This window comes from Comamonas brasiliensis, from assembly GCF_018292285.1.
Classification (GTDB): Bacteria; Pseudomonadota; Gammaproteobacteria; order Burkholderiales; family Burkholderiaceae_C; genus Comamonas; species Comamonas brasiliensis.
Window position 1 is genome coordinate 346,000 of record NZ_JAANES010000002.1, and the last position, 23,916, is coordinate 369,915.

Annotated in this window: 18 protein-coding genes and 2 tRNA genes; 10 read left to right on the forward strand and 10 right to left on the reverse strand. The window is 63.4% G+C overall.

The annotated features are described in order from the left end of the window. Positions 1-24: 24 nt before the first annotated feature. From DJFAAGMI_RS10020 to DJFAAGMI_RS10045, 6 genes are all read right to left on the reverse strand, one after another. Positions 25-3,195 carry an efflux RND transporter permease subunit gene (locus DJFAAGMI_RS10020; protein WP_211457029.1) on the reverse strand — a complete coding sequence of 1,057 codons (3,171 nt, stop codon included), beginning with the start codon at positions 3,193-3,195 and terminating at the stop codon, positions 25-27. Beyond that, the gene (locus DJFAAGMI_RS10025; RefSeq protein WP_211457030.1) at positions 3,192-4,337 is read right to left on the reverse strand and encodes an efflux RND transporter periplasmic adaptor subunit; all 1,146 of its coding nucleotides are present in this window, start codon (positions 4,335-4,337) and stop codon (positions 3,192-3,194) included. The genes DJFAAGMI_RS10020 and DJFAAGMI_RS10025 overlap by 4 nt, the downstream gene beginning before the upstream one ends. Positions 4,338-4,729: 392 nt before the next feature. Next, positions 4,730-5,737, reverse strand: coding sequence for a tripartite tricarboxylate transporter substrate binding protein (locus tag DJFAAGMI_RS10030; RefSeq protein WP_211457031.1), 1,008 nt, complete (start codon positions 5,735-5,737; stop codon positions 4,730-4,732). A 1-nt stretch (position 5,738) separates the two neighbouring features. Further along, positions 5,739-6,608 (reverse strand): carboxylating nicotinate-nucleotide diphosphorylase, encoded by an 870-nt coding sequence (gene nadC, locus DJFAAGMI_RS10035; RefSeq protein ID WP_211457032.1) that lies wholly within the window; start codon positions 6,606-6,608, stop codon positions 5,739-5,741. 151 nt (positions 6,609-6,759) lie between these two features. Next, positions 6,760-7,698, reverse strand: a complete 939-nt coding sequence (locus DJFAAGMI_RS10040) for an NUDIX hydrolase (RefSeq protein WP_211457033.1) — start codon at positions 7,696-7,698, stop codon at positions 6,760-6,762. 45 nt (positions 7,699-7,743) lie between these two features. Next, positions 7,744-9,132, reverse strand: a complete 1,389-nt coding sequence (locus tag DJFAAGMI_RS10045; protein ID WP_211457034.1) for a sensor domain-containing diguanylate cyclase — start codon at positions 9,130-9,132, stop codon at positions 7,744-7,746. A gap of 480 nt (positions 9,133-9,612) precedes the next feature. Here DJFAAGMI_RS10045 and DJFAAGMI_RS10050 point away from each other — a divergent pair, with 480 nt between their 5' ends. Further along, positions 9,613-10,521 (forward strand): SDR family NAD(P)-dependent oxidoreductase, encoded by a 909-nt coding sequence (locus DJFAAGMI_RS10050; RefSeq protein ID WP_249334140.1) that lies wholly within the window; start codon positions 9,613-9,615, stop codon positions 10,519-10,521. Next, entirely contained in the window at positions 10,518-11,441 is a 924-nt protein-coding gene (locus DJFAAGMI_RS10055; protein ID WP_211457035.1) for an NAD-dependent epimerase/dehydratase family protein, read from the forward strand. The genes DJFAAGMI_RS10050 and DJFAAGMI_RS10055 overlap by 4 nt, the downstream gene beginning before the upstream one ends. 107 nt (positions 11,442-11,548) lie before the next feature. Here DJFAAGMI_RS10055 and ychF read toward each other — a convergent pair whose 3' ends face one another. The 3 genes from ychF to DJFAAGMI_RS10070 all read right to left on the reverse strand — a co-directional run bounded on the left by ychF (position 11,549) and on the right by DJFAAGMI_RS10070 (position 14,236). Next, a complete protein-coding gene (gene ychF, locus DJFAAGMI_RS10060; RefSeq protein WP_211457036.1) occupies positions 11,549-12,643 on the reverse strand; it encodes a redox-regulated ATPase YchF in 1,095 nt (364 codons plus the stop codon). A gap of 265 nt (positions 12,644-12,908) precedes the next feature. After that, positions 12,909-13,232, reverse strand: coding sequence for a hypothetical protein (locus DJFAAGMI_RS10065; protein WP_211457037.1), 324 nt, complete (start codon positions 13,230-13,232; stop codon positions 12,909-12,911). Positions 13,233-13,348: 116 nt separating this feature from the next. Then, entirely contained in the window at positions 13,349-14,236 is an 888-nt protein-coding gene (locus DJFAAGMI_RS10070; protein ID WP_211457038.1) for an MOSC domain-containing protein, read from the reverse strand. A 163-nt stretch (positions 14,237-14,399) separates the two neighbouring features. On the opposite strand from DJFAAGMI_RS10070, the gene DJFAAGMI_RS10075 reads away from it, so the two are divergent. From DJFAAGMI_RS10075 to DJFAAGMI_RS10105, 7 genes are all read left to right on the forward strand, one after another. Further along, positions 14,400-15,527, forward strand: coding sequence for an FAD-dependent monooxygenase (locus DJFAAGMI_RS10075; protein WP_211457039.1), 1,128 nt, complete (start codon positions 14,400-14,402; stop codon positions 15,525-15,527). 127 nt (positions 15,528-15,654) lie between these two features. After that, positions 15,655-16,362, forward strand: a complete 708-nt coding sequence (locus tag DJFAAGMI_RS10080; RefSeq protein ID WP_087080495.1) for a DsbC family protein — start codon at positions 15,655-15,657, stop codon at positions 16,360-16,362. A 94-nt stretch (positions 16,363-16,456) separates the two neighbouring features. Continuing rightward, entirely contained in the window at positions 16,457-18,274 is a 1,818-nt protein-coding gene (locus DJFAAGMI_RS10085) for a M61 family metallopeptidase (RefSeq protein WP_211457040.1), read from the forward strand. 86 nt (positions 18,275-18,360) lie between these two features. Then, positions 18,361-19,140 (forward strand): enoyl-CoA hydratase, encoded by a 780-nt coding sequence (locus DJFAAGMI_RS10090; RefSeq protein WP_211457041.1) that lies wholly within the window; start codon positions 18,361-18,363, stop codon positions 19,138-19,140. Positions 19,141-19,213: 73 nt separating this feature from the next. Then, a tRNA-Met gene (locus DJFAAGMI_RS10095) sits at positions 19,214-19,290 on the forward strand. 121 nt (positions 19,291-19,411) lie between these two features. Beyond that, positions 19,412-19,488: transfer RNA gene (locus DJFAAGMI_RS10100), tRNA-Met, on the forward strand. Positions 19,489-19,861: 373 nt separating this feature from the next. Next, positions 19,862-21,031 (forward strand): MFS transporter, encoded by a 1,170-nt coding sequence (locus DJFAAGMI_RS10105; protein WP_003051435.1) that lies wholly within the window; start codon positions 19,862-19,864, stop codon positions 21,029-21,031. A gap of 150 nt (positions 21,032-21,181) precedes the next feature. Here the strand turns inward: DJFAAGMI_RS10105 and DJFAAGMI_RS10110 are convergent, their stop codons facing one another. Continuing rightward, positions 21,182-22,087 (reverse strand): LysR family transcriptional regulator, encoded by a 906-nt coding sequence (locus DJFAAGMI_RS10110; protein ID WP_211457042.1) that lies wholly within the window; start codon positions 22,085-22,087, stop codon positions 21,182-21,184. Positions 22,088-22,200: 113 nt separating this feature from the next. Between DJFAAGMI_RS10110 and mdlC the strand changes: the two genes are divergently transcribed. Next, positions 22,201-23,814 carry a benzoylformate decarboxylase gene (mdlC, locus tag DJFAAGMI_RS10115; protein ID WP_211457043.1) on the forward strand — a complete coding sequence of 538 codons (1,614 nt, stop codon included), beginning with the start codon at positions 22,201-22,203 and terminating at the stop codon, positions 23,812-23,814. Positions 23,815-23,916: the final 102 nt, after the last annotated feature.

Below are 23,916 nucleotides of genomic sequence, written 5' to 3' on the forward strand. Positions count from 1 at the left end.
TGTCCAGTTTGATCGGCAACCCGCTCAGGGAGCCATGCGCTCCGCAGCGGCAACAGTCGTCACCGGGCCTTCGCTGTCATCGTCGAGTTCGCCTCGCTCGGCGGCGCGCCTGCGCTTGCGCTCGGCCGCACGCTGGGCACGCAGCTCGATCACGTAATAGAGGTTGGGCAGCAGCAGTAAGGTCAGCAGCGTGGCACTGACCAGGCCGCAGACCACCACGGTGGCCAGGGGCCGCTGCACATCGCTGCCCAGGCCCGTGGCCAGCATGGCCGGCGTGAGGCCGAAGGCCGCCACCGTGGCCGTCATCAGCACCGGGCGCATGCGACTCGAAGCTCCTTCATGTACCGCAGCACGCAAATCCAGTCCGTCCTCCCGGCGCAGCCGGTTGATCTGCGAGACCATGAGCACCCCTGACAGCACGGCCACGCCGAACAGCGCAATAAAGCCCACGGCGCTGGAGACATTGAGCGTCATGCCGCGCAAATGCAGGCCCGCAAAGCCGCCGATCATGGCCAGCGGCACCACGCCCAGCACCAAGAGCGGCTGGCGCAGATTGCCGAACTCGCCGAACAGCAGCACCAGCATGATGCCCAGCGTCAGCGGCAGAATGACCAGCAACCGCGCCTCGGCGCGCTGCAGGTTCTCGAACTGGCCGCCCCACTCGATGTGGATCTTCTGGCGGTCGTATTGGAGCTGGGCGTCGATGGCGTCGTGTGCATCCTTCAGAAAGCCCGCGAGGTCACGATCGCGCACATTGAGCTTGACCAGGATGTGGCGCTCGCCGCCCTCACGCACGATGACACTCTGACCCACGGTGGTGCTGATGCGCGCCACCTCGGCCAGCGGCACCTGGGCGCCATTGGCAGCGGCCAGGCGCAGCGCACCTATGGACTCCGGGCTGTTGCGCGTGCCGGGCGCAAAGCGCACTGTCATGTCGTAGCTACGCTCGCCCACATAGAGCTGGCCGATGGAAGCACCGCCCACGCCGGTGGAGATCAGCTGCGCCACTTCGGCCGCGTTGATGCCGTAGCGTGCAGCGGCCGCACGGTCCAGATCGATGCGCAGATTGGGCAGCGGCGGCTCGATGTCCACGGCCACATCGGCCGCGCCGGGAACCTTGGACAGAATGGCCACCATTTCATCAGCAACGCGTCGGTCCTCGGCCAGGTCCTGCCCATAGACCTTGACGGTCAGATCGCTGTGGGCACCCGAGAGCTTGTCCTGCACGCCGTCGATCATGGGCTGCATGAAGCCCACGGTATAGCCGGGCAGCTTCTCAAAACGCTGGGCCATCTTGGCGATCAGCTGCTGCTTGGTCAGTCCGGATTTCCATTCGCCATAGGGATACAAACCCACGCTGGCCTCGATGTGCGAGGGCGTCCAGTAGTCCGTGCCATCGTCGTTGCGCCCCGTCTGGGTCACGATATAGGACACCTCAGGAAACTCCAGCGTGGTGCGGCGCAGCTCATCGGCCATGTCGCGCGCCTTGTCCAACGTGATGCCGGGCGGCATCTGCACCTGCAGCCAGATCGAGCCCTCGTCCAGATAGGGCAGGAAGTCACGGCCTATGGTTCCAGCCAGCAGCACCAACGCCACCAGCGCCGCAGCTACCGCTCCGACCAGCCAGCGCATCTGTCCCACGGCAACGCCGAGGAAGTGGTCGTAGCGCTCACCCAACCAATGCAGCACGGGGTTGTGGAAGATCTTGCGCGGTTTGCGGAACGCCAGCCAGGCCAGAGCCGGCGTGAGCAGCAACGCCACAGCCAAAGCACCTACCAGGGCCGCCCCCACGGCGCTGGCCATGGGCGAAAATAGCTTGTACTCGATGCGCTCGAAGCCAAACAGCGGCAGATAGGCAGCGGCGATCACGCACATGCCGAAGAAGATGGGGCGTGCGACCTGCAGCGTGGCTGAAATCGCGTCACGCGGTGTCAGATGCCGATTCTGCTCGGCCTCGCGCCGCCGCAGAATGTTCTCGACCACCACCACCGAGCCATCGACCAGAATGCCGAAGTCAATGGCTCCCAGCGACAACAGGTTGGCCGGAATCTTAGCGTGATGCATGAACACAAAGGCCAGCAGCAGCGCCATGGGAATCGTCAGCGCCACGATCAATGCCGCACGCGGACTGCCCAGGAACAGCAGCAGCACCAAGGTCACCACAATCATGCCCTCGGCCAAAGTCTTGCCCACGGTATGCGTGGTGCGCTCAATCAGCGTGGTGCGATCCAGGTAGGGTACGACCTTGACATCGGCAGGCAGCAGCTTTTCATTGAGCTCCTTCACCGCGGCGTGAATGCCTTCCAGTGCCTGCGATGGGTTGGCCCCCTTGAGCAGCAGCACAATGCCTTCCAACGTGTCGGAGTTGTCGTCCTTGCCCAGAATGCCGCGACGCTCCACATTGCCGTAGGTCAGGCGCCCCAGGTCCTTGACCAGGATGGGCGTGCCGTTGTCCGAGGTCTTGACCACCACATTGCCCATGTCGTCCAGCGAGCGCAGCAGACCCACGCCGCGCACCACATAGGAGACCTCGCCACGGTCGATGACACTGCCGCCACCGCTGGCATTGTTGGCATTGATGGCCTCGATCACCTGCGACAGGGTCAAACCATATTGCAGCAGACGCGCGGGATCGAGCTCCAGCATGAACTGCGTGGTCAGACCGCCAAAATTGGTCACGTCCACCACGGACTGGGCTTTCTTGAGGCGCGGAATCACCACCCATTGCTGCAGCTCAGACAGCTCGCGCAGGCTGTGCGTGGCGCTTTCCAGCGTGTAGCGATAGACCTCGCCCGTGGGCGAGCTGTAGGGGTCCAGCGAAGCGCGCGCGCCATAGGGCAGATCGACCTCATCCATACGCTCCTTGAGGCGCTGGCGTGCCCAGTAGCCATCAACTCCGTCCTCGAACACCACGGTGATCAACGACAGGCCGAACAGGCTGCGCGAGCGCAGCACATGCATGGCCGGCGTGGCCAGCAGTGCACGCTCCAGCGGAATCGTGATCTGCTGCTCGATTTCCTCGGCCGCCAGGCCGGGCACCTGGGTGACGATCTGCGAGGTCACGTCGGCGATGTCCGGGTAGGCTTCCAACGGCAGCTGCTTCCAGCTGAACACGCCATACAGGGCCGCGAAAATGAAGATCAGCCAGACCACGCCGCGGCGGGCAAAGCTGAGATTGACGATGCGCTCGATCATTGCAGCAGCACTCCACCGTTGACGACGATGCGCTCGCCTGCCGCCAGGCCAGAACGGATCTCGACCTTGCCATCCTGCTGCACGCCAACCTGCACGTCACGCGGCTCGAAGCGCGCCCCCTTGCCCGTGCGGCCCTTGTCCACAAACACCCGCGTACTCACATTGCCCTGCAACAGCGCCGTGGCCGGCACCATGAGGGCATCGCGCCCCGGGCCATCAAAGCTCACGCGCGCAAACATGCCGGGGCGCAACCGGCCCTCGCGGTTGTCCACGGCCACGCGCACCTTGACGCTGCGCGTGGCGGTATCGACGATCTCGCCCACATACTGCACACGGCCTTCAAGCTTGAGATCGGGATAGGCTGTCAGCGCAATGTGCGCCTCCTGGCCCACATCCACATGGGCCAGATCGCGCTCGGGCACGTTGGCACTGAGCCAGACCTTGCTGAGGTCGGCCACGGTCATCACCGAAGCATTCACATCGTTCCAGTAACCGCCTTGCGAGCCCTCCATCTCCACCACCCGACCGCTGATGGGAGACTTGACCACATAGCTGCCGCGCGAGCTGGCTTGCACATCGGCGCCCAGCTGGGACAGCCGGTCTGTCGCGGCGCGCGCATCAGCACTGGCTGCGGCCAGCGACTGCTGCGCAGCTTCATAGTCCTTACGCGCTGCAATTTCTGCATCGAACAGCAGTTTCTGGCGATCAAACTCCTGCTTCGCATGCAAGAGCGCGGACTGCGCCTTGGCGTTGTCGGCGCGAGCGCTGGAGATATCGGACGAATCCATGGTGATCAACGCTTCGCCAGCTTTGACAGGGTCACCCAGTTGGCGATGCAGGCGCACCAGACGACCGGCAACCGGCGGCGTGATCTTGACCAGCTTCTCGGGTTCGGCCTCGATATTGGCGGTGGCGGAGATCAGCGTCTGCATCTGCTCCTGCGTGACTTCGGCCAGCTTCAGTTGTGCCAGCACCGGTGATTGCGCTGGCACCACGACCAGATTGCCTTCGCGACGCAAAGCTGTCTGGCTATCGGCATCGGTGGCCGGGGCTTGTTTGTCCCCAGTGCATGCGCTGAGAGCCAGGCACAGCAGCAGACATGCGGCCCCCACGGGGCGATGAAAATTCAGAACTGGTTTCATAAGAAGCAAACAGTGGCATCAATATGGTCAGGGCAGATCCCGGCCCGAGGCCGATGCTGCCCTGTCCTCACAACTCCTTCGTGACAGGAGCACGCGTGCAGCGAAACAGATAAGCACAAAGACACGGGCAAGGCCGTGCTCCATGGCACCGCAAATCCAATGGAAACCCCTCCTTAAGATGGACGGCAAGGTCTGCTGCCCTGCTCCTAGCCTCAAATTATCAAATCCGGCCTGCAACAAAGCGAGTCTTCCTTGGGAAGATGGGACTGTTTTTTAGTTGGCCTCGTCTATACCTTGGTATAGCCAGTTCGTCACAGGCCTGAAACAAAACAGGCTACCGCCGGTAGCCTGTCAGAACACTTCAACCAGGGGCAACAAGCGCCCGGTACGTCTCAGTCTGCCTTGAGCCCAAGCTGCGCCGTCACAGCCGCATAGCGTTCCATATCTGCCTCAATGAGCTGACCGAACTGTTCCGAGCTTTGACGAACCAAGGTGTAGCCTTGCGTGCGCAAAGACTGCTGCATCGCCGGCTCGGCCAAGATCTGCGTCAACTCCCGATGCAAACGGACAACAGCCGCCTCTGGTGTTGCTGCTGGAGCCAGCAAGCCATGCCGCTGCTCCACGGCAAAGCCTGTCACACCCTGCTCGGCCAGGGTCGGAACATCTGGCAGAGATGCCACGCGAGTCGATGCCGTGACGGCAATCGCCCGTGCACGCCCGGCATCAATCAATGGCGTCGCACTGCTGGCCGTCACCATGCCCAGCGGAACCTGGGCCGCAGCCACTGCCGTGATGGCCGGGCCGCAGCCCTTGTAAGGCACATGCTGCATGCTGGCGCCAGTGACCTGAGCCAGCATCTCGCCCGCCATATGCTGGGGCGTACCGTTGCCGCAACTGGCGAAGGCCAGCGGTCTGTCGTGTGAGGCCTGTGCCAGCATATCCGCCAGGCTGTGAATGCCGCTGGACTCAGGAACCACCAACACCGAAGCAATGGTGCCCGCATTGAACACTGCCTTGAAGTCTTTGAGCGGATCAAAGCCCAACTCTCGGTACACACCAGGGTTGATGGCAAAAGAGCTATTAGCCATTAGCAGGCTCGTACCATCGGGTGCGGCCTCGGCCACAATGCGTGCACCGATGTTGCCGCTGGCCCCCGGGCGGTTGTCCACCACCACGCTCTGGCCTATGCGCTCCTGCAGGGCCGTGCCCAGTCGGCGGGCCAGCAGATCCGTGCCGCCGCCGGGCGGAAAGGTCACGACGATGGTGATGGGCTTGTCAAAGCGCATCGCAGCCGCCGCACCGGTATGCGACTGCCACAGGCCGGCAGCGGCCACGGCCAGCAGTGCGGCAGCCGCCATCCAGAGGCGGCGAGCGGCCGGTCCTGCCGTGAGACGCGCCATCTCAGGCATCCAGGCCAATGTCGAGCACGCGTGCGCTGTGCGTGAGCCAGCCCACGGCGATCTGCTCGACCCCCGTGGCGGCCACGGCTGCTGCGGTCTCTGGCGTGATACGGCCCGAGGCTTCGGTGATGGCCCGGCCCTTGCACATGGCCACCGCCGTGCGCAGATCCTCCAGGCTCATATTGTCCAGCAGCACCACATCCACGCCCAGTTGCAGCGCCACCTCGAGTTGCGCCAGCGTATCGACCTCCAGCTCGATCTTGACCATATGGCCCACACCGGCACGGGCGCGCCCCACGGCCGTGGCCACATCGCCGGCCAGGGCAATGTGGTTGTCCTTGATGAGCACGGCGTCATCCAGGCCAAAGCGATGGTTGCTGCCGCCTCCGACGCGCACGGCGTATTTCTGCAAGGCACGCAGGCCCGGCATGGTCTTGCGCGTGCAGGTCACCCGCGTGCCGAAGGGCTCGATGGCCCGGGCAATCGAATGCGTGGCCGTGGCCACGCCGCTGAGATGGCAGAGGTAATTGAGCGCCGTGCGCTCGGCCGTGAGCATGGCCCGGCTCTTGCCGCGAATGCGGGCGATCTCCATGCCGGGCTGCAGCAACGTGCCGTCTGCGCAGCGGACATCAAACTCCAGGCGGCCGTCCATCAGTACAAAGGCCAGGCGCGCCAGATCGAGCCCGGCCAGCACGCCCTCCTGCCTGGCCATCAGGCGCAGCTCATTCACGGCGTCGGCGGGAACGATGGTGTCGGTGCTCAGGTCTCCGGCGCGCCCCAGGTCTTCCAGCAAGGCCATGCGCACCAGCGGCTCCAGCATCACATCGGGCAGGGAAGGAATGGGCAGGGCCGCAATTTTATTAATGCTCATTTTGAGTATTTATAGTTCAATAAAAAGCGCGAAGGCGTCCGGATCAATGCCGCAGCTCGCGCAAGCCGACTTATGCTAAATCTGAGCATTATTTAAGTCAAGCCGCTGCCGCAGTGAAAACAGTCCTTCATCCACAGCAGGGATCAGGCAGTCAATGACTTCTGGCCAGCGGCAGCTTGTTGCCCGCGATGGCGCGCTCCAGCATCACATTGCGCCGGAAGCGGAACAGCTTGGCCGGGCGGCCCGCGCCCACGGCCGTCACCTGGCCGGTTTCCTCCACCAGCGCCTGCTGCTCGATCAGGCGGCGGAAGTTCTGCTTGTGCAGACCGCGCCCGGCCAGCGCCTCCACGGTCTGCTGCAGCTGCAGCAGCGAGAATTCTTCGGGCATCAGCTCGAACACCACGGGCCGGTACTTGATCTTGGCGCGCAAGCGGGCCATGCCGGTGGCGAGAATGCGGCGGTGGTCGTTGCTCATGGCCGCACCGGGCAGCAGTGAAGCGGTGGCATCGCCCTCCCCCTCTCCCCAGGCTTCGGGCACCACGGCGGCCTCGAACAGCAGCTCGTAGCGCTGCAGCACCAGCTCCTCGTTCCACTCGTGCTCATCGAGACCAAAAGTCATGGCCGCTCTTTGCCATCTGGCGCTTCTGGCCACGCTGTCCGAAGCGCTTTCGCTCCAGGCATGCAGCGCTGGCGCAATGCGTTCGGCGATCACGCCGGGCATGCCTTCGCGCCAGTCCTCCCAGGGGAAGTAGCGGTACCAGTCCTGCCAGCCCGGCTGGGCGGCACCGGTCTCGTCCAGCTCCTGCGTCAGCGCCAGATAGCTGATGGAGATGACATGCATGCCCAGTTGCTGCGAGCGCTCGCGATCCGCAAAGGTATAGAGCTGCTCCACAAAGCCCAGCGGATGATGGGTCTGCTTCTCCACCCAGGCGCGCAGGCTGGCCTGCAGCGAGCGGTGGTTGCTGGTAAAGGGCCCGGCAGGCAAGGCCCGCCCGGACCCGGTGGTCAGGATACGGGGCTGGCCACCCGTGACGGCGACCAGCACTGCCACCAGATCGGCCTGCACGGAATGCAGTTCTGAATTGTTCAAACCACTCAAAAGCTTTGGAGACAAGGACGGGAGGAAAGGCAAATTCTACGGTGAGGCAGACCCTGTCCAGGGCTTGTCCGGGCTCTGCCCTGAAAAGGCCAGGGCATCGCGCTGTGCCAGAGCCTCGGGCACCTGCACCAGCGGCATGTTCATCGACCCCGTGGCAACGGCCACCTGGTTGCGTCCTCTGTGCTTGGCCCGGTAAAGCGCTGCATCGGCACGCCTGAGCAGATCGTCCTCGGTCTCGCCAGGCTCCCAGAGCCCGACCCCCAGGGAAAGGGTGAAACGTCCGACTTCGGGATCGGAGCAGGCCTCCACGGCGCCCCGAATGCGCTCGGCCAGGCTCACGGCCACGCCGAGGCTGGCATCCGAGAGAATGATCAGAAACTCCTCGCCGCCCCAGCGCACGGCGTGGTCGTAGCGCCGAACCTTGCCGGAAAGCACCTGCGCCACCATCTTCAGCACGCGGTCTCCGGCGACATGGCCGAAGCGGTCGTTGACCTGCTTGAAGAGATCGATATCGCCGAGAATCACGCCATAGGGACGCAGCTGGTTCTGGGCCTGCAGCTGGCTGCGCTTGAGCTCGGCCTCGCCCGCATGGCGATTGAGCAAGCCGGTCAGCTTGTCCCGGTTGGCGCGCTCGCGCAGCTCCATCTCTCGCTTGACCATGCGGCTGATGTCCTTGGATGCCCCCACATAGTGGCTGACCTGGCCCGACTCATCGCGCAGGGCCGCAATGCTTTGCTCGGCGTAGTACACGCCGCCACTCTTGTGGCGGTTGATGAAGGTGGCGCGAAAGTTGTGCCCCAGACTCAGGGCCTCCTGCAGCTGGGCATAGAACTCGGGCTCGTGCAGGCCCGAGCGCAGCATCTCGGTGGGCTGGCCCAGCAGTTCCGCCGCGCTATAGCCCGTCAGGGCTTCAAAAGCCTGGTTGACGAAGACGATGGTGGAGTTGCGGTCCGTGATCAGAATGCCATCATTGGCCGCATTCAAGGCCCTGGCCAGCAGCGCGCGCTCCTGCTCGGCCTGCACGCGCTCCGAGATATCGCGCTGCACGGCCACAAAATGCCGGATCACGCCCTGATCGTCACGCACCGGAGAGATGTTCCACTCCACGTGGTAGCTACCGCCATCCTTGCGGTAGTTCACCACACTGCCCTGGAACGGCAGGCCCTGCTCCAGCGAGTCATGCAGACGCTGCAACACCTGCTGGTCCGTGAGAGGCCCTTGCAGCATGCGCGGCGAGCGGCCCAGCAGCTCCGCTTCGGCATATCCGGTCATCTCGCACAGGGCCGCATTGCAGTACTCGATCACCGGCCCTTCGCCGCCCAGACTGGCATCGGTAATCATCACCGCACAGAAGGACTGGCCCATGGCGATCTCCAGCAACTGGCCGGTGATGGTTCGCTTTGCGGTGGCATTGGCACGAATCATGTTGGGGACCTCGAACGCGCTTGCAGTCGTGAGGGCTCATTATTCGTTACTTTGCGTCACTTGCGTATACCAAGAATACAAGGCCGGCTCGCCCGCACCGGGCGGCGCTCAGCCCGGCCACGGCGCATGCATCAGCCTCAAACTCTAGGGCTTTTCCCGTAGCCGCCCTGCCTGCCCCCTCTTCCCGCGCGTATCACCCAAGCACCCGGACGTCGATAGTCCGAACCGGGTATATCCAATCCCTGTCTGACACGAATACTGAAGACAGCTCCGGCGACACCAGCCGATTTTCCGGCCTGCCCTCGGCGGCCCGTGGCAAGACGCCACGGTGCCCCTGCTGGCGGTCGGCCGCAGCATGACTGCCGCCCGATCGGGCTTGCCGGAGCCGCTGCATGGCAGGACCGGGAAGTGCCGCCACTCCGGCACTGGTCCCAGCCATTTCCATATTTCAACAAACACAGATGAATGGAAGAAAGCTAGATGATTGACTTCAAAGGTAGAACCGTTCTGGTGACAGGCGGTGGCTCCGGCATAGGGCGTGCGGTTGCCGAGGCATTCGGCCAGGCCGGTGCGCGCGTCGTGATTGCCGAAATCAAGCCCGAGCTGGTTGCCGATGCGCGCGAATCGCTGAAGCAAGCCGGCATCGAGGCGCTGGTGGTGCAGGGCGACATGACCCGTGAAGCCGATGTGCGCGCCCTGGCGCAGACCATAGAGCAGCGCTACGGCAGCCTGGATGTGCTGGTCAACAACGTGGGGGACTTTGTCATCGCCAAGCGCTTCGAGGAGTTCAGCGATGAGGAGATCGACAAGGTGTATGCGCTGAACATGCGCCATGTCTTCAGCGTCACCCGGGCCATGATCCCGCTGCTGCGCAGGAACGCTCCCGGCTCCAGCATCATCAGCATCTCCTCCATCGAGGCCTTGCGCGGTGCTCCGACCTGCGCCGCCTACTCGGCCTTCAAGGCCGCTGTCGGCGGCTTCTCGCGCACCCTGGCACTGGAGCTGGGCCCCGAAGGCATCCGCGTCAATGTGATCGCCCCCGAGACCACCGAAACCCCTCAGGTGCCGGTGAGTCTGGCCATCCCTGAAGGCAACAAACACCATATCCCGCGCTGGATCCCGCTGGGCCGCTTCGGCCAGCCCAGCGACTGTGCAGGCGCGGCCCTGTATCTGGCCAGCCCCCTAGCCTCCTGGGTCACCGGCACCACGCTCAGCGTGGACGGAGGGGCATTGGCTGCCGGAGGCTGGATGCAGGCTCCCGGCGGAGTCTGGACCGTCATTCCGGTCATCACAGGCACCGGCTTTGTGGATTCCAATGCCGACAACTCCATTCCCACGGCGATCTTCGACCGCACCGAAACCCTTCAAACCACCACCGAGTCCGCATGAAAATTCTTGTCGTCGGAGGCACAGGCCTTCTGGGCGGTCACGCCGCCCTTCACCTTCAGTCCCTGGGTCATCAGGTCAGCATCGCCGCACGCAAGCCGGCGCCAGCCGGCACCCCCATGGCGCAGCTGCCCTTCAAGGCCATCGATTACGTGTCCGGCCACACCCGCCCTGAAGAGCTGCAAGGCTTCGATGCTCTGGTGTTTGCTGCAGGCAATGACATCCGCCATGTACCGCCCGACTCGGATGCGGCAACCCACTGGCTGCACGCCAACGGCGAGGCCCTGCCCCGCTTCTTTGCCCTGGCACGCGATGCCGGCGTGCGCAAGGCCGTGCTGATCGGCAGCTTCTACCCCCAGCTGGATATCCGGCTGACCGAGAGCGACCCCTATGTGCGATCGCGCCATCTGGCCTGCGTGGGAGTCCGCGCACTGGCGGCCCCGGGCTTCGAGGTCTGCAGCCTGAACGCGCCCTTCATGGTCGGCGCCGTACCCGGTCTGGCCAGCCCCATCTTTGAAGCCTATACCGCCTATGCCCAAGGCCTTCTCGGCGACATGCCGGTCTTCGGCCCCACGGGCGGCACCAACTTCATGTCGGTACGCTCGCTGTCCGAGGCCATAGCCGGTGCGCTGGAAAATGGCGAATCGGGCAAGGCCTATTTGCTGGGCGATGAAAACCTGCGCTTTGCCGACTTCTTCAAGCTGTTCTTCGAAGCCGTGGGCAGCGACGCCAAAGTGCCCGAAAAAGACCAGAACCACCCGCTGATGCCCGATGAAGTGCTCTACGTCGGGCGCGGCACCCCCGTCAACTATCAGCCAAGCGCTGAAACGCAAAAGCATCTGAACTACCGCCGCAACGACATCCGGGCCGCCGTGCGAGAAGCTGTGAAACAGGTGCTGGGCGCACAGCTCCAGTCAGCCTGATCAGTCCGGCCCGGCGCCCTCAGCCGCCAGCCGATGCCGAAACAGGCAATAAAAAAGCCCCGCCATGACCGGCGGGGCTTTTTTGGCGCTGCACTACGCAGCAGGCGTCAGACGTTGAACAGGAAGTTCATCACATCGCCGTCCTTGACGATGTATTCCTTGCCTTCGGCGCGCATCTTGCCGGCGTCCTTGGCACCCTGCTCGCCCTTGAAAGCGATGTAGTCCTCAAAGGCAATGGTCTGGGCACGGATGAAGCCGCGCTCGAAGTCGCCGTGGATCACGCCCGCAGCCTGGGGGGCCGTGGCGCCCACGCGCACGGTCCAGGCACGCACTTCCTTTTCACCGGCGGTGAAATAGGTCTGCAGGCCCAGCAGCTTGAAGCCGGCACGGATCAGGCGGTTCAGGCCCGGCTCTTCCAGACCCAGCTCCTGCAGGAACATGTCGCGGTCTTCATCTTCCATCTCGGACATTTCGGCCTCGATCTTGGCACAGATGGCCACCACGGGTGCGCCCTGGGCTTCGGCGTATTCCTTGAGACGATCCAGCAGAGGATTGTTCTCAAAGCCGTCTTCGGAGACATTGCCCACGAACATGGCAGGCTTGGCGGTGATCAGGCAGAAAGGCTTGAGCAGGGGCGCGTCTTCCTTGGACACGGCCACCACGCGAGCGGGCTTGCCTTCATTCAGGGCAGCCTGAATGGGCGTCAGCAGTGCCACCAGCTTGGCGGCTTCCTTGTCGTTACCAGACTTGGCGGCCTTGCTGTAGCGGTTCAGCGCCTTTTCCACCGTGGCCAGGTCGGCCAGGCACAGCTCGGTCTGAATGACTTCGATGTCGGAAATCGGATCCACCTTGCCTGCCACGTGGATCACGTTGGGATCTTCGAAGCAACGCACCACGTTGACAATGGCGTCGGTCTCGCGGATATGGGCCAGGAACTGGTTGCCCAGACCTTCGCCCTTGGAGGCGCCAGCCACCAGGCCGGCGATGTCCACAAACTCCACGATGGCAGGAACGACGCGCTCGGGCTTGACGATCTCGGAGAGCTGATCCAGGCGCGGATCTGGCACTTCCACGACGCCGGTATTAGGTTCGATCGTGCAGAAGGGGTAGTTCTCGGCGGCGATGCCGGCCTTGGTCAGCGCGTTGAAAAGAGTGGACTTGCCCACGTTGGGCAGGCCCACGATGCCGCATTTGAGGCTCATGGAAATTCCTTATGTATCAATGCACTATCGAGCACCACACCCATGTGGCGGAAGTGCCCGATCCGCATCGGCGCGAATCTGGTTCTTCTGAAGCGTGACCTCTGGGCACTCTGTTCGTGCAGAGTTTCGTCCCGGTTTGGCCACGGAAAGCCCATGATTGTAATGACCCGGCAATCTCTGCTCTTGTGCGGTAGATTGCGCCGCCCTTGCAGCTGCAAAGCAAAAAGCCCGCCGCAAGGCAGGCTTGAGAGAGAAAGATGCCGAATCAGCTCGCGCTCAGCACCGGCGAGCCAGTCCGCATGGGGCCAAACAACTGCTCCAGCCCTGCGGTCTCTTCCAGCCGCCGGAACTGGGACTGCGAGCGGCACAGGTACTTGGTCATGCAGGGAGTCTGGCAGCCGCGCATCAGGGCCGGCACCTTCTGGGCAAACTCCAGCACCCAGTCTCCGGACTCGCAGCCTATATGGCCATGGCCGTCCGGCAGGCTGAAGTCGCCGTCAGGCGCACGAAACGTCAGACGGGCGATCTTTCCGGCAAAGGCGCTGCTGCCGGTGAGAACCACGAAATCGCCGGATTTGAATTCAGTCATGCTGCCCTCCCCTCTTTGCTGCTGCCAATGGCCTTATTGGACACTGGTTCGTGGACATCACTATTACAGAGAAGCCCCAAGTCCTTGAAAGACAAAGGCTTACATATTCAGGAGCCTCAATCAAAGCGCAGATTGCCCGCCAGCTGCTGGCCCACGGCCAGTTCGGCCCCTGCATCGGCGACATCGGACAGGCCCAGCACCATCGCATTCATGCCAAAAGTAATGGCGCCATCCACACGAGGGTCCTGGCGGTAACCGGAAATTGAATCCCCAACGGCAGTGCCGGGCACGGCGGTATCGGGGTCCACATCGGGAATCGGGCAGCGCGTACAGGGCTTACAGGGCTTCAGGCTCAGGCCAGGCAGCTCCTGCAGATCCAGCTGCTCCACGCGGTCTTCATCGTGGGCCTCCATATCGGCAATCACGATATTCGGACGAAAGCGCCGTGCATCGACGGCAGCTTCGCCGGCCTGCGTGAGTCGCTGGTTGAGATCGTCCACGGCCGACTGGCTGAGCAGCAGCAGGGGGTAGCCGTCGGCAAAGTGCACCGGGGCATCGCCATCACCCACCCAGCGCTCGCTGGCCCGGCGCGGCCGGGAGGCATCGAAGCGCACCAGGCGGCAATCCTCGGCCAGCACCTGGCTCAGCCATCTGCGCGCGGGCTGCGCCCATTCACCGAGATCCCAGGCATCGACCGTGTCCTTCCAGACCCGAACGCGGCATTGGCCGCCCTGCAGTTCCAAGGGAATCTGCAGGCTGTCCATGCCCGGAAAATGCAGCAGCAAATACGCATCCGTAATCTCGGGCCGGATCAAAGCCATGCGCGGATGACTGCGCTGGGTCAAAAAAACTCCATTCGCATCCACCACCATCCAGTGCCTGTCCCATTGAAGGCCATGGCGCGAGAGCCTGGCCCTGGGCAGGGCAATGCCGGCACAGGACTTGACAGGGTAGATCCACAGTTCGGCAATCCTGCCCTGCACGTCATAGCTGGAGTCGGTCATCACATCTCCTTCGATTACGGATTCTTCATCATTTTGCCGTCAATCCCTTGCCTGATATCCGCAGGCCGCTATCAACAACATAGTTGCCCGCAACGGGTTGTCAACGGGCCTGAGGTTTCCTCTATGAGCGCAGGCCCTGTCCGCGCCTCCTACAATGCCGGACATGGCGCAAACCTTTGATGTATGTATTCGTGGAGCCGGCATTGCGGGCCGGACCTTGGCTCTTTTGCTGGCGCGTGAGCGTCTGCGTGTCGCGCTAGTGGTGCCGCCGCAGCCTCGATCCCAGCAGCACAAGGATGTGCGTGCCTATGCGCTCAATGCCAGCTCCAGGACCGTGCTGCAGTCGCTGCGCTGCTGGCCCGACGAGCAGGATGCGACGCCCGTGCTCGGCATGCAGGTGTTTGGCGATCTCGACGGCCAGATTCAGTTCAATGCAGCGTCCCAGGACGTTCAGGCCCTGGCCTGGATCGTCGACGTGCCTGCGCTGGAGCAGCGCTTGGCCGAGGCCGTGCGCTATCAGCCTCAGGTGGAGATCGTCACGGAACCCGCAGAGGCCGCCCTCACCGCCGTCTGCGAAGGCCGTCACAGCAGCTCACGCAGCGAATTCGGCGTGGAGTTCTCCGTCACGCCCTATTCCCAGCACGCAATTGCCACACGCCTGCGCTGCGAGCTGCCCCATGGCGGCATTGCGCGCCAGTGGTTCACTCCCGAAGGGATTCTGGCCTTTCTGCCTTTGGGCGGGGTCGAAGGTCACGAAGTGGCCGTGGTCTGGTCGCTGGAACATTCGCTGGTGCCCGACTGGCTGGAAAGCGATGAAGAGAGCTTCACCACCCGCCTGCAATCCATCAGCCAGGACGCACTGGGCCAGCTCGAGCTGGTGGCCGAACGTGCCACCTGGCCGCTGCAGCAGGCCGTGGCCGACCGCTGGTGCGGACCGCTGGACAGGAACAGCCAGCAAAGCTGGGTGCTGGCAGGTGACGCCGCCCACAACGTCCATCCGCTGGCCGGCCAGGGTCTGAACCTGGGCCTTGGCGATGTACAGGCGCTGGCGCGCATTTTTCAGGAGCGCGACTACTGGCGCAGCCCCGCAGACCTGAAACTGCTGCGCCAGTACGAGCGCGAGCGCAAGGCGGCCCTGGCCCCCATGGGTCTGGCCATGGACGGACTGCAGCAGCTGTTTGCCCGCCCAGAAGTGCCGGTGCAGATGCTGCGCAACTGGGGCATGAAGGGCTTCGAGCGCAGCGGCCCGCTCAAGTCCTGGATGGCCCGGCAGGCCATGGGCCTGCTCTGAAAAACGCGCTCGGGGAACCCTTGGCGCGGCCTGCACTCCAAGCAACAGATCTGCCATCCGTGTACCGTGGATGGCAGCCGACCTCAATCCTTTCGCGCTGCAGCCCGCTGCAGCCAAGACACCATCCATGAAACTTGTTGCCTGCCTGCTGGCCACCGCCAGCCTGACCTTCGGCCTGAGCGTGCACGCCCAGGACGCCAACCTCAAGAAGACGCTGACCGAGCGCATTCCCCAGCTCGAGAAGATCGACGAGGTGCGCTCCACCCCCATGAGCGGCCTGTACGAGGTGCGCGTGGGCACGGACATCTTCTACACCGATGCCAAGGGCAACTATTTGATTCAGGGTGAGCTGATCGACACCAAGGCGCGCCGCAACCTGACAGAAGACCGCATGACACAGCTCACGGCCGTGGACTTCAAGCAGTTGCCCATCAAGGACGCCATCACCATCGTGCACGGCAAGGGCGAGCGCAAGATGGCCGTGTTTGAAGACCCGAACTGCGGCTACTGCAAGCGCTTCGAAAAAGATCTGCAGAGCGTGGACAACGTCACCATCTATCTCTTCCTCTACCCCATCCTGAGCCCGGACTCGGCCGAGAAGTCGCGCAATATCTGGTGTGCCAAGGATCAGGCCAAGGCCTGGCAGGATCAGATGCTGAACAGCAAGAACGCGGCTGCCGCCCAGTGCGACCCCGCTGCCATCCAGCGCAATCTGGCTTTCGGCCGCAAGTACAAGATCACCGGCACCCCCACCGTGATCTTCTCCAACAATGTGCGTGTGCCCGGCGCCATCTCGGCTGCCGAGGTCGAAAAGCACCTGGCCGCCGCCAAGTAATCTCTGTCTCATTGCCGGAGCAGCGCGCACCTGATGCAGTTTCAGGCGCGCTGCGCTAGGTTCGCATGCTCCGGCCCGCATTTCTGGAGCTGCCATGACCTCTGTTCTCAACACATCCGGCATTCGCCCCGACATCCGCTTCGTCGTGCAGGCCAACGCGGTGGACGCCCATCTTTTCGATGTGCAGCTGCATATCGCCCGGCCCAAGGCGCAGCAGCTGCTGTCGCTGCCGGTGTGGATTCCTGGCAGCTATCTGGTGCGCGAGTTCTCCAAGAACCTGCAAGGCTTGAGAGCCGTGCAGAACGACCAGCCCGTGGCCGTTCTTCAACTCAGCAAAAATCAATGGGAAATTACCTGCAACGCAGACTCAGCATGCGTTGTAAGCTATCAAGTTTGCGCCTACGACACCTCGGTGCGCACGGCCTGGCTGGATCGCCGCCGCGGTTTCTTCAACGGCACCAGCCTGTGCCTGCGCGTTCATGGCCAGGAAGAGCGCCCCCATGCGCTGGAACTGCTTGGCAGCCCCGCCACCGAGGGCTGGCAGGTGGCCACCGGCCTGAAGCCGGCACAGGTCGACGCCAACGGCTTCGGCCTCTACCAGGCAGCCCACTACGACGAGCTGGTGGACTGCCCCGTCGAAATGGGCAGGTTCTGGCGCGGCAGCTTTGAGGCCGGCGGCGTGCCCCATGAATTTGTGGTCGCTGGTGCAGCGCCCAGCTTTGATGGCGAGCGCCTGCTGGCCGATACGAAAAAGATCTGCGAAGCCGAGATCGCCTTCTGGCATGCCGACGGCAGCCAGCCGCCCATGGACCGCTATGTCTTCATGCTCAATGTGGTGGATGACAACTATGGCGGGCTCGAACACTGCAACAGCACGGCGCTGATCTGCGGCCGCCGCGATCTGCCGCGCAAGGGTGAGGCCAAGGCCGGCGAAGGCTATAACACCTTGCTGGGCCTGATCAGCCACGAGTACTTCCACACCTGGAACGTCAAGCGCTTGCGCCCGGCCGAGCTGGCCCGCTACGACTACGAGCAGGAGAACTACACCGAGCTGCTGTGGTTCTTCGAGGGCTTTACCAGCTACTACGACGATCTGTTCCTGCGCCGTGCCGGACTGCTGGACAACAGCCAGTACCTCAAGCTCGTCACGCGCACCATCAACCAGGTGCTGCAGACACCGGGCCGCCTGGTGCAATCCGTGGCCGAGGCCAGCTTCGATGCCTGGGTCAAGTATTACCGCCAGGACGAGAACACCGCCAATCACACGGTCAGCTACTACACCAAGGGCTCGCTGGTTGCCCTGTGCCTGGATCTGGCCCTGCGCGCCAATGGCACGAGCAGCCTGGACGATGTGATGCGCGGTCTGTGGCGCAAGAGCGAAGGCGGCCCCATCAGCGAAGCCGATGTGCTGGCCGTGGTCAGCGAAGTGGGCAACCCCGACATTGCCGGACAGCTGCAGACCTGGGTGCATTCCACCGGCGAGCTGCCGCTGCGCGAGCTGCTGGCCACGCATGGGATCAAGAGCAGGGCCGAGCCTGCACAACTGGCCCAGAAGCTGGGTCTGCGGGTGCAGGAAAACCATAGCGTGCAGATCAAGACCGTGCTGCGCGGCGGTGCGGCCGAACAAGCCGGCATGATGGCTGCAGACGAGTGGCTGGCCGTTGACGTCAATGGCCAGTGCTGGCGCATCAGCAAGCTCGACGATGTGTTGCTGTACGCGGCCGGAGCCGATCAGCTCACCGCCTGGGTGGCACGCGACCAGCAGATTCTGCAGCTGACGCTGAATCTGGGCGGCCTGCTCGCCAAAGCCGCCAGCGAGGATGCAGATAGCGCCAGCCCCATCAGCAATCTGGGGCTTGAAATCAGCGACAAGGCCGCGGCAGAGCGCTGGCTGACGGGCCTTGCGGCCTGAACCAGCCCGCTGCTGCGCGACAGCCGGCAGCCAGACTCAGCGGTTATTCTTGGCAGCAGCGATTCATTCTTTAGCAGGAGACAAACTTGGCCTACGAAACCATCGAAGTCCGCGTGGAAGCGGAAAAAGTCGGCATCATCACGCTGAACCGTCCCAAGCAGCTCAATGCCCTGAACGACCAGCTCATGGACGAACTGGGCGATGCGCTCAGGAAGTTCGATGCCGACAAAAGCATTGGCTGCATGATCATCACCGGCAGCGAACGTGCTTTTGCCGCCGGTGCAGACATCGGTGCCATGGCCAAGTACAGCTTTGCCGACGCCTACGGCGGCGACTACATCACGCGCAACTGGGAAACCATTCGCAGCATCCGCAAGCCCGTGATTGCCGCCGTCAGCGGCTTTGCCCTGGGCGGTGGCTGCGAGCTGGCGATGATGTGCGACTTCATCATCGCCGCCGACAATGCCAAGTTCGGCCAGCCCGAAATCAAGCTGGGCGTGATTCCCGGTGCCGGCGGCACGCAGCGCCTGCCGCGTGCCGTGGGCAAGGCCAAGGCCATGGACATGGCGCTGACAGCCCGCATGATGGACGCCACGGAAGCCGAGCGTGCCGGCCTGGTCAGCCGCGTCGTGCCTTTTGACAAGCTCATGGAAGAGACACTGGGCGCCGCCATCGTCATCAGCGGCTTCTCCCAGCTGGCCGTGATGGCAGCCAAGGAGTCCGTGAACCGCGCCTTCGAAAGCGGACTGTCCGACGGCGTGATGTTCGAGCGCCGCCTGTTCCACGCCCTGTTCGCCACCCAGGACCAGAAGGAGGGCATGGACGCCTTTGTGAACAAGCGCCCCGCCAACTTCACCCACCAGTAAGCAGCAGATTTTTCGCGAGAAATTTCGGCAAACCGATTGAAGCAGCGATTTTTTGCATATAATCGCTGTCTTCGGTCGTGTAGCTCAGTTGGTTAGAGCGCAGCATTCATAATGCTGATGTCGCAGGTTCAAGTCCCGCCCCGACCACCAGACAGGAAACCGCAGTGTTTGCAAAAGCACTGCGGTTTTTTCTTTGCCTGGTGCTGCCGGATAAAAAAATTCCCAAGTTTGCCGCCGGACCACTGTTTTACCTCTAGAATTGCGCACTGTCGGTCGTATAGCTCAGTTGGTTAGAGCGCAGCATTCATAATGCTGATGTCGCAGGTTCGAGTCCCGCTACGACCACCAAATACAAGCCCCAGTTGCTCACGCAGCTGGGGCTTTTCGCTTTTTACAGAGGCGACATGGCGCCGCACTGCCCTTTCTGCCCTGCAGAAATCAGCGCAGATCGCGCCGCCATGCTCCAGCCGCTCAAACTCCCCTTCAAGGACTTTTTCGTGCCCGTTGCACCTCAAGGATGCCGCACGCACGCTGCGTGCCCGCGCGCTGGTCTTGCGCCCAGCGAGGGCCTGCTTTTTTCTGCAAAAGCCGGCCAGCAGGCACCCAAAGTCCGTCTTCGCTCAAGGACTCTCCCGTGACCACACAAACCACAGGCGCCGTGGCAGGCATAGCCGCGCCCGCCGCTCCAACAGAAGTCAACGGATACAGCTGGAAAGCACTCATGGGTTCGGCCGTCGGCTACGCCATGGACGGCTTCGACCTGCTGATTCTGGGCTTCATGCTCTCGGCCATCTCCAAGGACCTGAACCTCACGCCCGGCCAGGCCGGCTCTCTCGTGACCTGGACCTTGATCGGCGCCGTCTTCGGCGGCATCGTCTTCGGCATGCTCAGCGACAAATACGGCCGCATCCGCGTGCTGACCTGGACGATTGTGCTGTTTGCCGTCTTTACCGGCCTGTGCGCTTTTGCACAAGGCTATTGGGACTTGCTGATCTACCGCACCATTGCCGGCATCGGCCTGGGGGGAGAGTTCGGCATCGGCATGGCTCTGGCCGCCGAAGCCTGGCCCGCACGCCATCGCGCACGCGTCTCGTCCTATGTGGCGCTGGGCTGGCAACTGGGCGTGCTGGGCGCAGCCATGCTCACCCCGCTGCTGCTGCCTTCCATCGGCTGGCGCGGCATGTTTCTGGTCGGCGTGATTCCCGCTGTGGTGGCCTGGGTCATACGCAACAAGCTGCATGAGCCCGAAGTGTTCGTGGCACGCAGCAAGAAGGAGCAGCCCTCGGCCATGCAATGCCTGAAGCTGCTGATGAAGGACAAGGCCACGCGCAAGATCAGCCTGGGCGTGATCGTGCTGACCTCGGTGCAGAACTTCGGCTACTACGGCATCATGATCTGGATGCCCAGCTTTCTGTCCAAGCAGATGGGCTTCAGCCTGACCAAGTCGTCGGTGTGGACGGCCGTCACCATCATCGGCATGTCGCTGGGTATCTGGGTCTTCGGCCAGCTGGCCGACCGCATCGGCCGCAAGCCCACTTTCCTGATCTTCCAGGTTGGCTCCGTGATCTCGGTGCTGGCCTATTCCCAGCTCACCGATGCCACGGCCATGCTGTGGGTGGGTGCCATCATGGGCCTGTGTGTCAACGGCATGATGGGCGGCTATGGCGCCGTCATCAGCGAAGCCTATCCCACCGAAGCCCGCGCCACGGCACAGAACGTGCTGTTCAACATCGGCCGCGCCGTCGGCGGCCTGGGCCCGGTCGTCATCGGTGCGCTGGCCATGGCCTACTCCTTCCAGGTGGCGATTGCGCTGCTGGCAGCCATCTATGTGCTGGACATGCTGGCCACGGTGTTTCTGATTCCCGAGCTCAAGGGCAAGGAACTTCAGTAAGAATCGCTGCCACCGCAATCCTGCAAAGCGCCAGAGCCTGAAAAGCCTGGCGCTTTTTTCATGACCGACGGGCTGCCCCAGGCCGCAAGCGGCTCCCTCGAAATGTCCGGCGCGAGCGCAAGCGCGTGGGCTTTTGATGAGCCGGGCACACTATCTGCGCTGCCGGAACACTTCGCTGACCAGCTCCCGCAACCACTGGTTCGCGGGCTCCCGGGCAAAGCGCCAGCTCCAGTGCAGCGACACATCGAAGGCACTCTCGGGCAGATCGGCCTGCAGCACCACATAGCCGCCCTGTGCCTCAAAGGTTTCGGCAATCTCGGCAGGCATGATGACGGCCAGATCCGTCTGGTGCACGATGGAGGGCACGGCCATGAAGTGTGCCGCCGACAGGCGCACCTGATCCTGCAGCTCGAGCTTGCGCAGAATGCGCAGCGTCTCGGAGTGCGAGCGCACGGCCACATAGTCGAGACCGCGCAAATGCTCGGCATCCAGCCTCCGGGACTTCAGGCCTCTGAGCACCGGATGCCCCTGACGCAGCAATAACGCGTAGTGATCGGAAAGCAGCACCTTCTGCTGCGTACCCGTCACACCGGGCAGAAAACCTATCGCGATATCCAGGGAGCCACGATCCAGCGCATCGGCAATCTCGCCCATGGGCATGGGCAGGGTTTCCAGCTGCACATGGGGCGCCCGCCCGCGCAAGGCCTGCATCAGCGGCGGCAGGAAGCGCGCTTCGCCGATATCGCTGAGGTGAATGCGAAAGCACTGATTCGCCTGCAAGGGGTCGAAGGTGTGCGCCTCCGCCAGAGCCACTTCCAGGGTTGCCAGCGCCGTCCTTACCGCCTGCGCCAGCCGCTCGGCACGCGGCGTGGGGCGCACGCCGCCATGCATGCGCTCGAACAGCGGGTCGCCCAGCAACTGGCGCAGCCGCGTCACCGCCTGGCTGGCCGCGGGCTGAGACAGGCCCAGCTCCTGCGAAGCACGGCTGACGCTGCCATGGCGAAACACCGCATCGAAAACACGCAGCAGATTGAGATCCAGGCCCGATATATCCATAAAACGAATATCTCTTAGATGCTTTATTCAATTGCTGGAAATTATGCCGACATGCAAGATAGGCCTGAAGCGCTCCCCCCCCACGAAGAGCGGCCAGATCAAGGAAATCTACTGTGCAAGTCACGTCTCAAGTCGCCACCCCGTCCGATAGCTACACCGTTCGCCACGCCGTCATCGCCATGCTGCGCGAGCTGGGCATGACCCGCATCTTTGGCAACCCCGGCTCGACAGAGCTGCCGCTGTTTCGCGACTACCCCGAGGATTTCTCCTATGAGCTGGGCCTGCAGGAGGCCGTGGTCGTGGGCATGGCCGATGGCTATGCCCAGGCCACACGCAATGCCAGCTTTGTGAATCTGCACTCCGCCGCCGGTGTCGGTCACGCCATGGCCAATATCTTCACGGCCTTCAAGAACCGCACGCCCATGATCATCACGGCCGGCCAGCAGGCGCGCTCGCTGCTGCAGTTCGACCCGTTTCTGCACTCGCGCGATGCCGCCGAGCTGCCCAAGCCCTATGTGAAATGGAGCTGCGAGCCGGCCCGCGCCGAGGACGTGCCCCAGGCACTGGCCCGTGCCTACTACATCGCCATGCAGGAGCCGCGCGGCCCGGTGTTCGTCTCGATTCCCGCGGACGACTGGGATAAGCCCTGCGAACCTGTCACGCTGCGCCACGTAGGCTTCGAGACCCGCCCCAACCCGCAGACGCTCAGCGCTATCGGCGAGGCGCTGGATGCGTCCCGCTCCCCGGCCTTTGTGGTCGGTGCGGCCGTGGATCGCGGCCAGGCCTGGGATGCGGTCGTGGCGCTGGCCGAGCGCCATCAGGCCCGCGTTTTCGTGGCCCCCATGAGCGGGCGCTGCAGCTTCCCCGAGGATCACCCCCTGTTCGCCGGCTTTCTGCCTGCCATGCGCGAGCGCATCGTGGAACTGCTGGGCAGCCACGACAAGATTTTTGCGCTGGGCGCAGCTGCCTTCACCTATCACGTCGAAGGCGCGGGCCCCTTCATCCCCGTGGGCTCCGAGCTGTTTCAGCTGATTGACGATCCCGCCATTGCTGCCTGGGCCCCCGTGGGCACGGCGGCCGTGGGCAATATCCGCCTGGGCGTGCAGGAGTTGCTCGATCGCCCCCGCATCGCCGAGCGCCCCGCCCCGGCGCGCAAGCCCGCACCGGCCACTCCCGCAGCCCCTGCGGCTGGCGAACGCATGTCGGTAGCCTATGCCATGCACACCCTGGCCAGCGTGCGTGATCCGCAAAGCATCATCGTGGAGGAAGCCCCCAGCTCGCGCCCCACGATTCAGACCCATCTGCCCATCTTCCACAGCGAGACCTTCTTCACCATGTGCAGCGGCGGCCTGGGCCACAGCATGCCCGCAGCGGTCGGCGTGGCCATGGCCAAACCCGAAAAAAAGGTGATCGCCGTCATCGGCGACGGCTCGGCGATGTATGCGATTCAGGCCCTGTGGAGTGCCGCCAATCTGCGCCTGCCCATCACCTTTGTGATCCTGAAAAACCGCCGCTATGCGGCACTGCAGGATTTCTCCAAGGTGTTTGGCTACCGCGACGGCGAAAAGGTCGAAGGCACGGAGCTGCCCGATATCGACTTTGTGGCCATGGCCAAGGGTCATGGCTGCGACGGTGTGCATGTCGAGAACGCCGCCGAACTGGCGCAGGTGCTCAAGCAGGCCATTGCCCATCCACGCCCCATCGTGGTGGAAGTCGAGGTGGCCTGACCGCTTTCCCGAGCCGCTTCGCGCCTTGCCTTCTTTGAGGGCGAAGACGGCTTTCTCGCAATGCCCCAAGCGGGCATGGCAACGCTCACAAACAGAATCCAA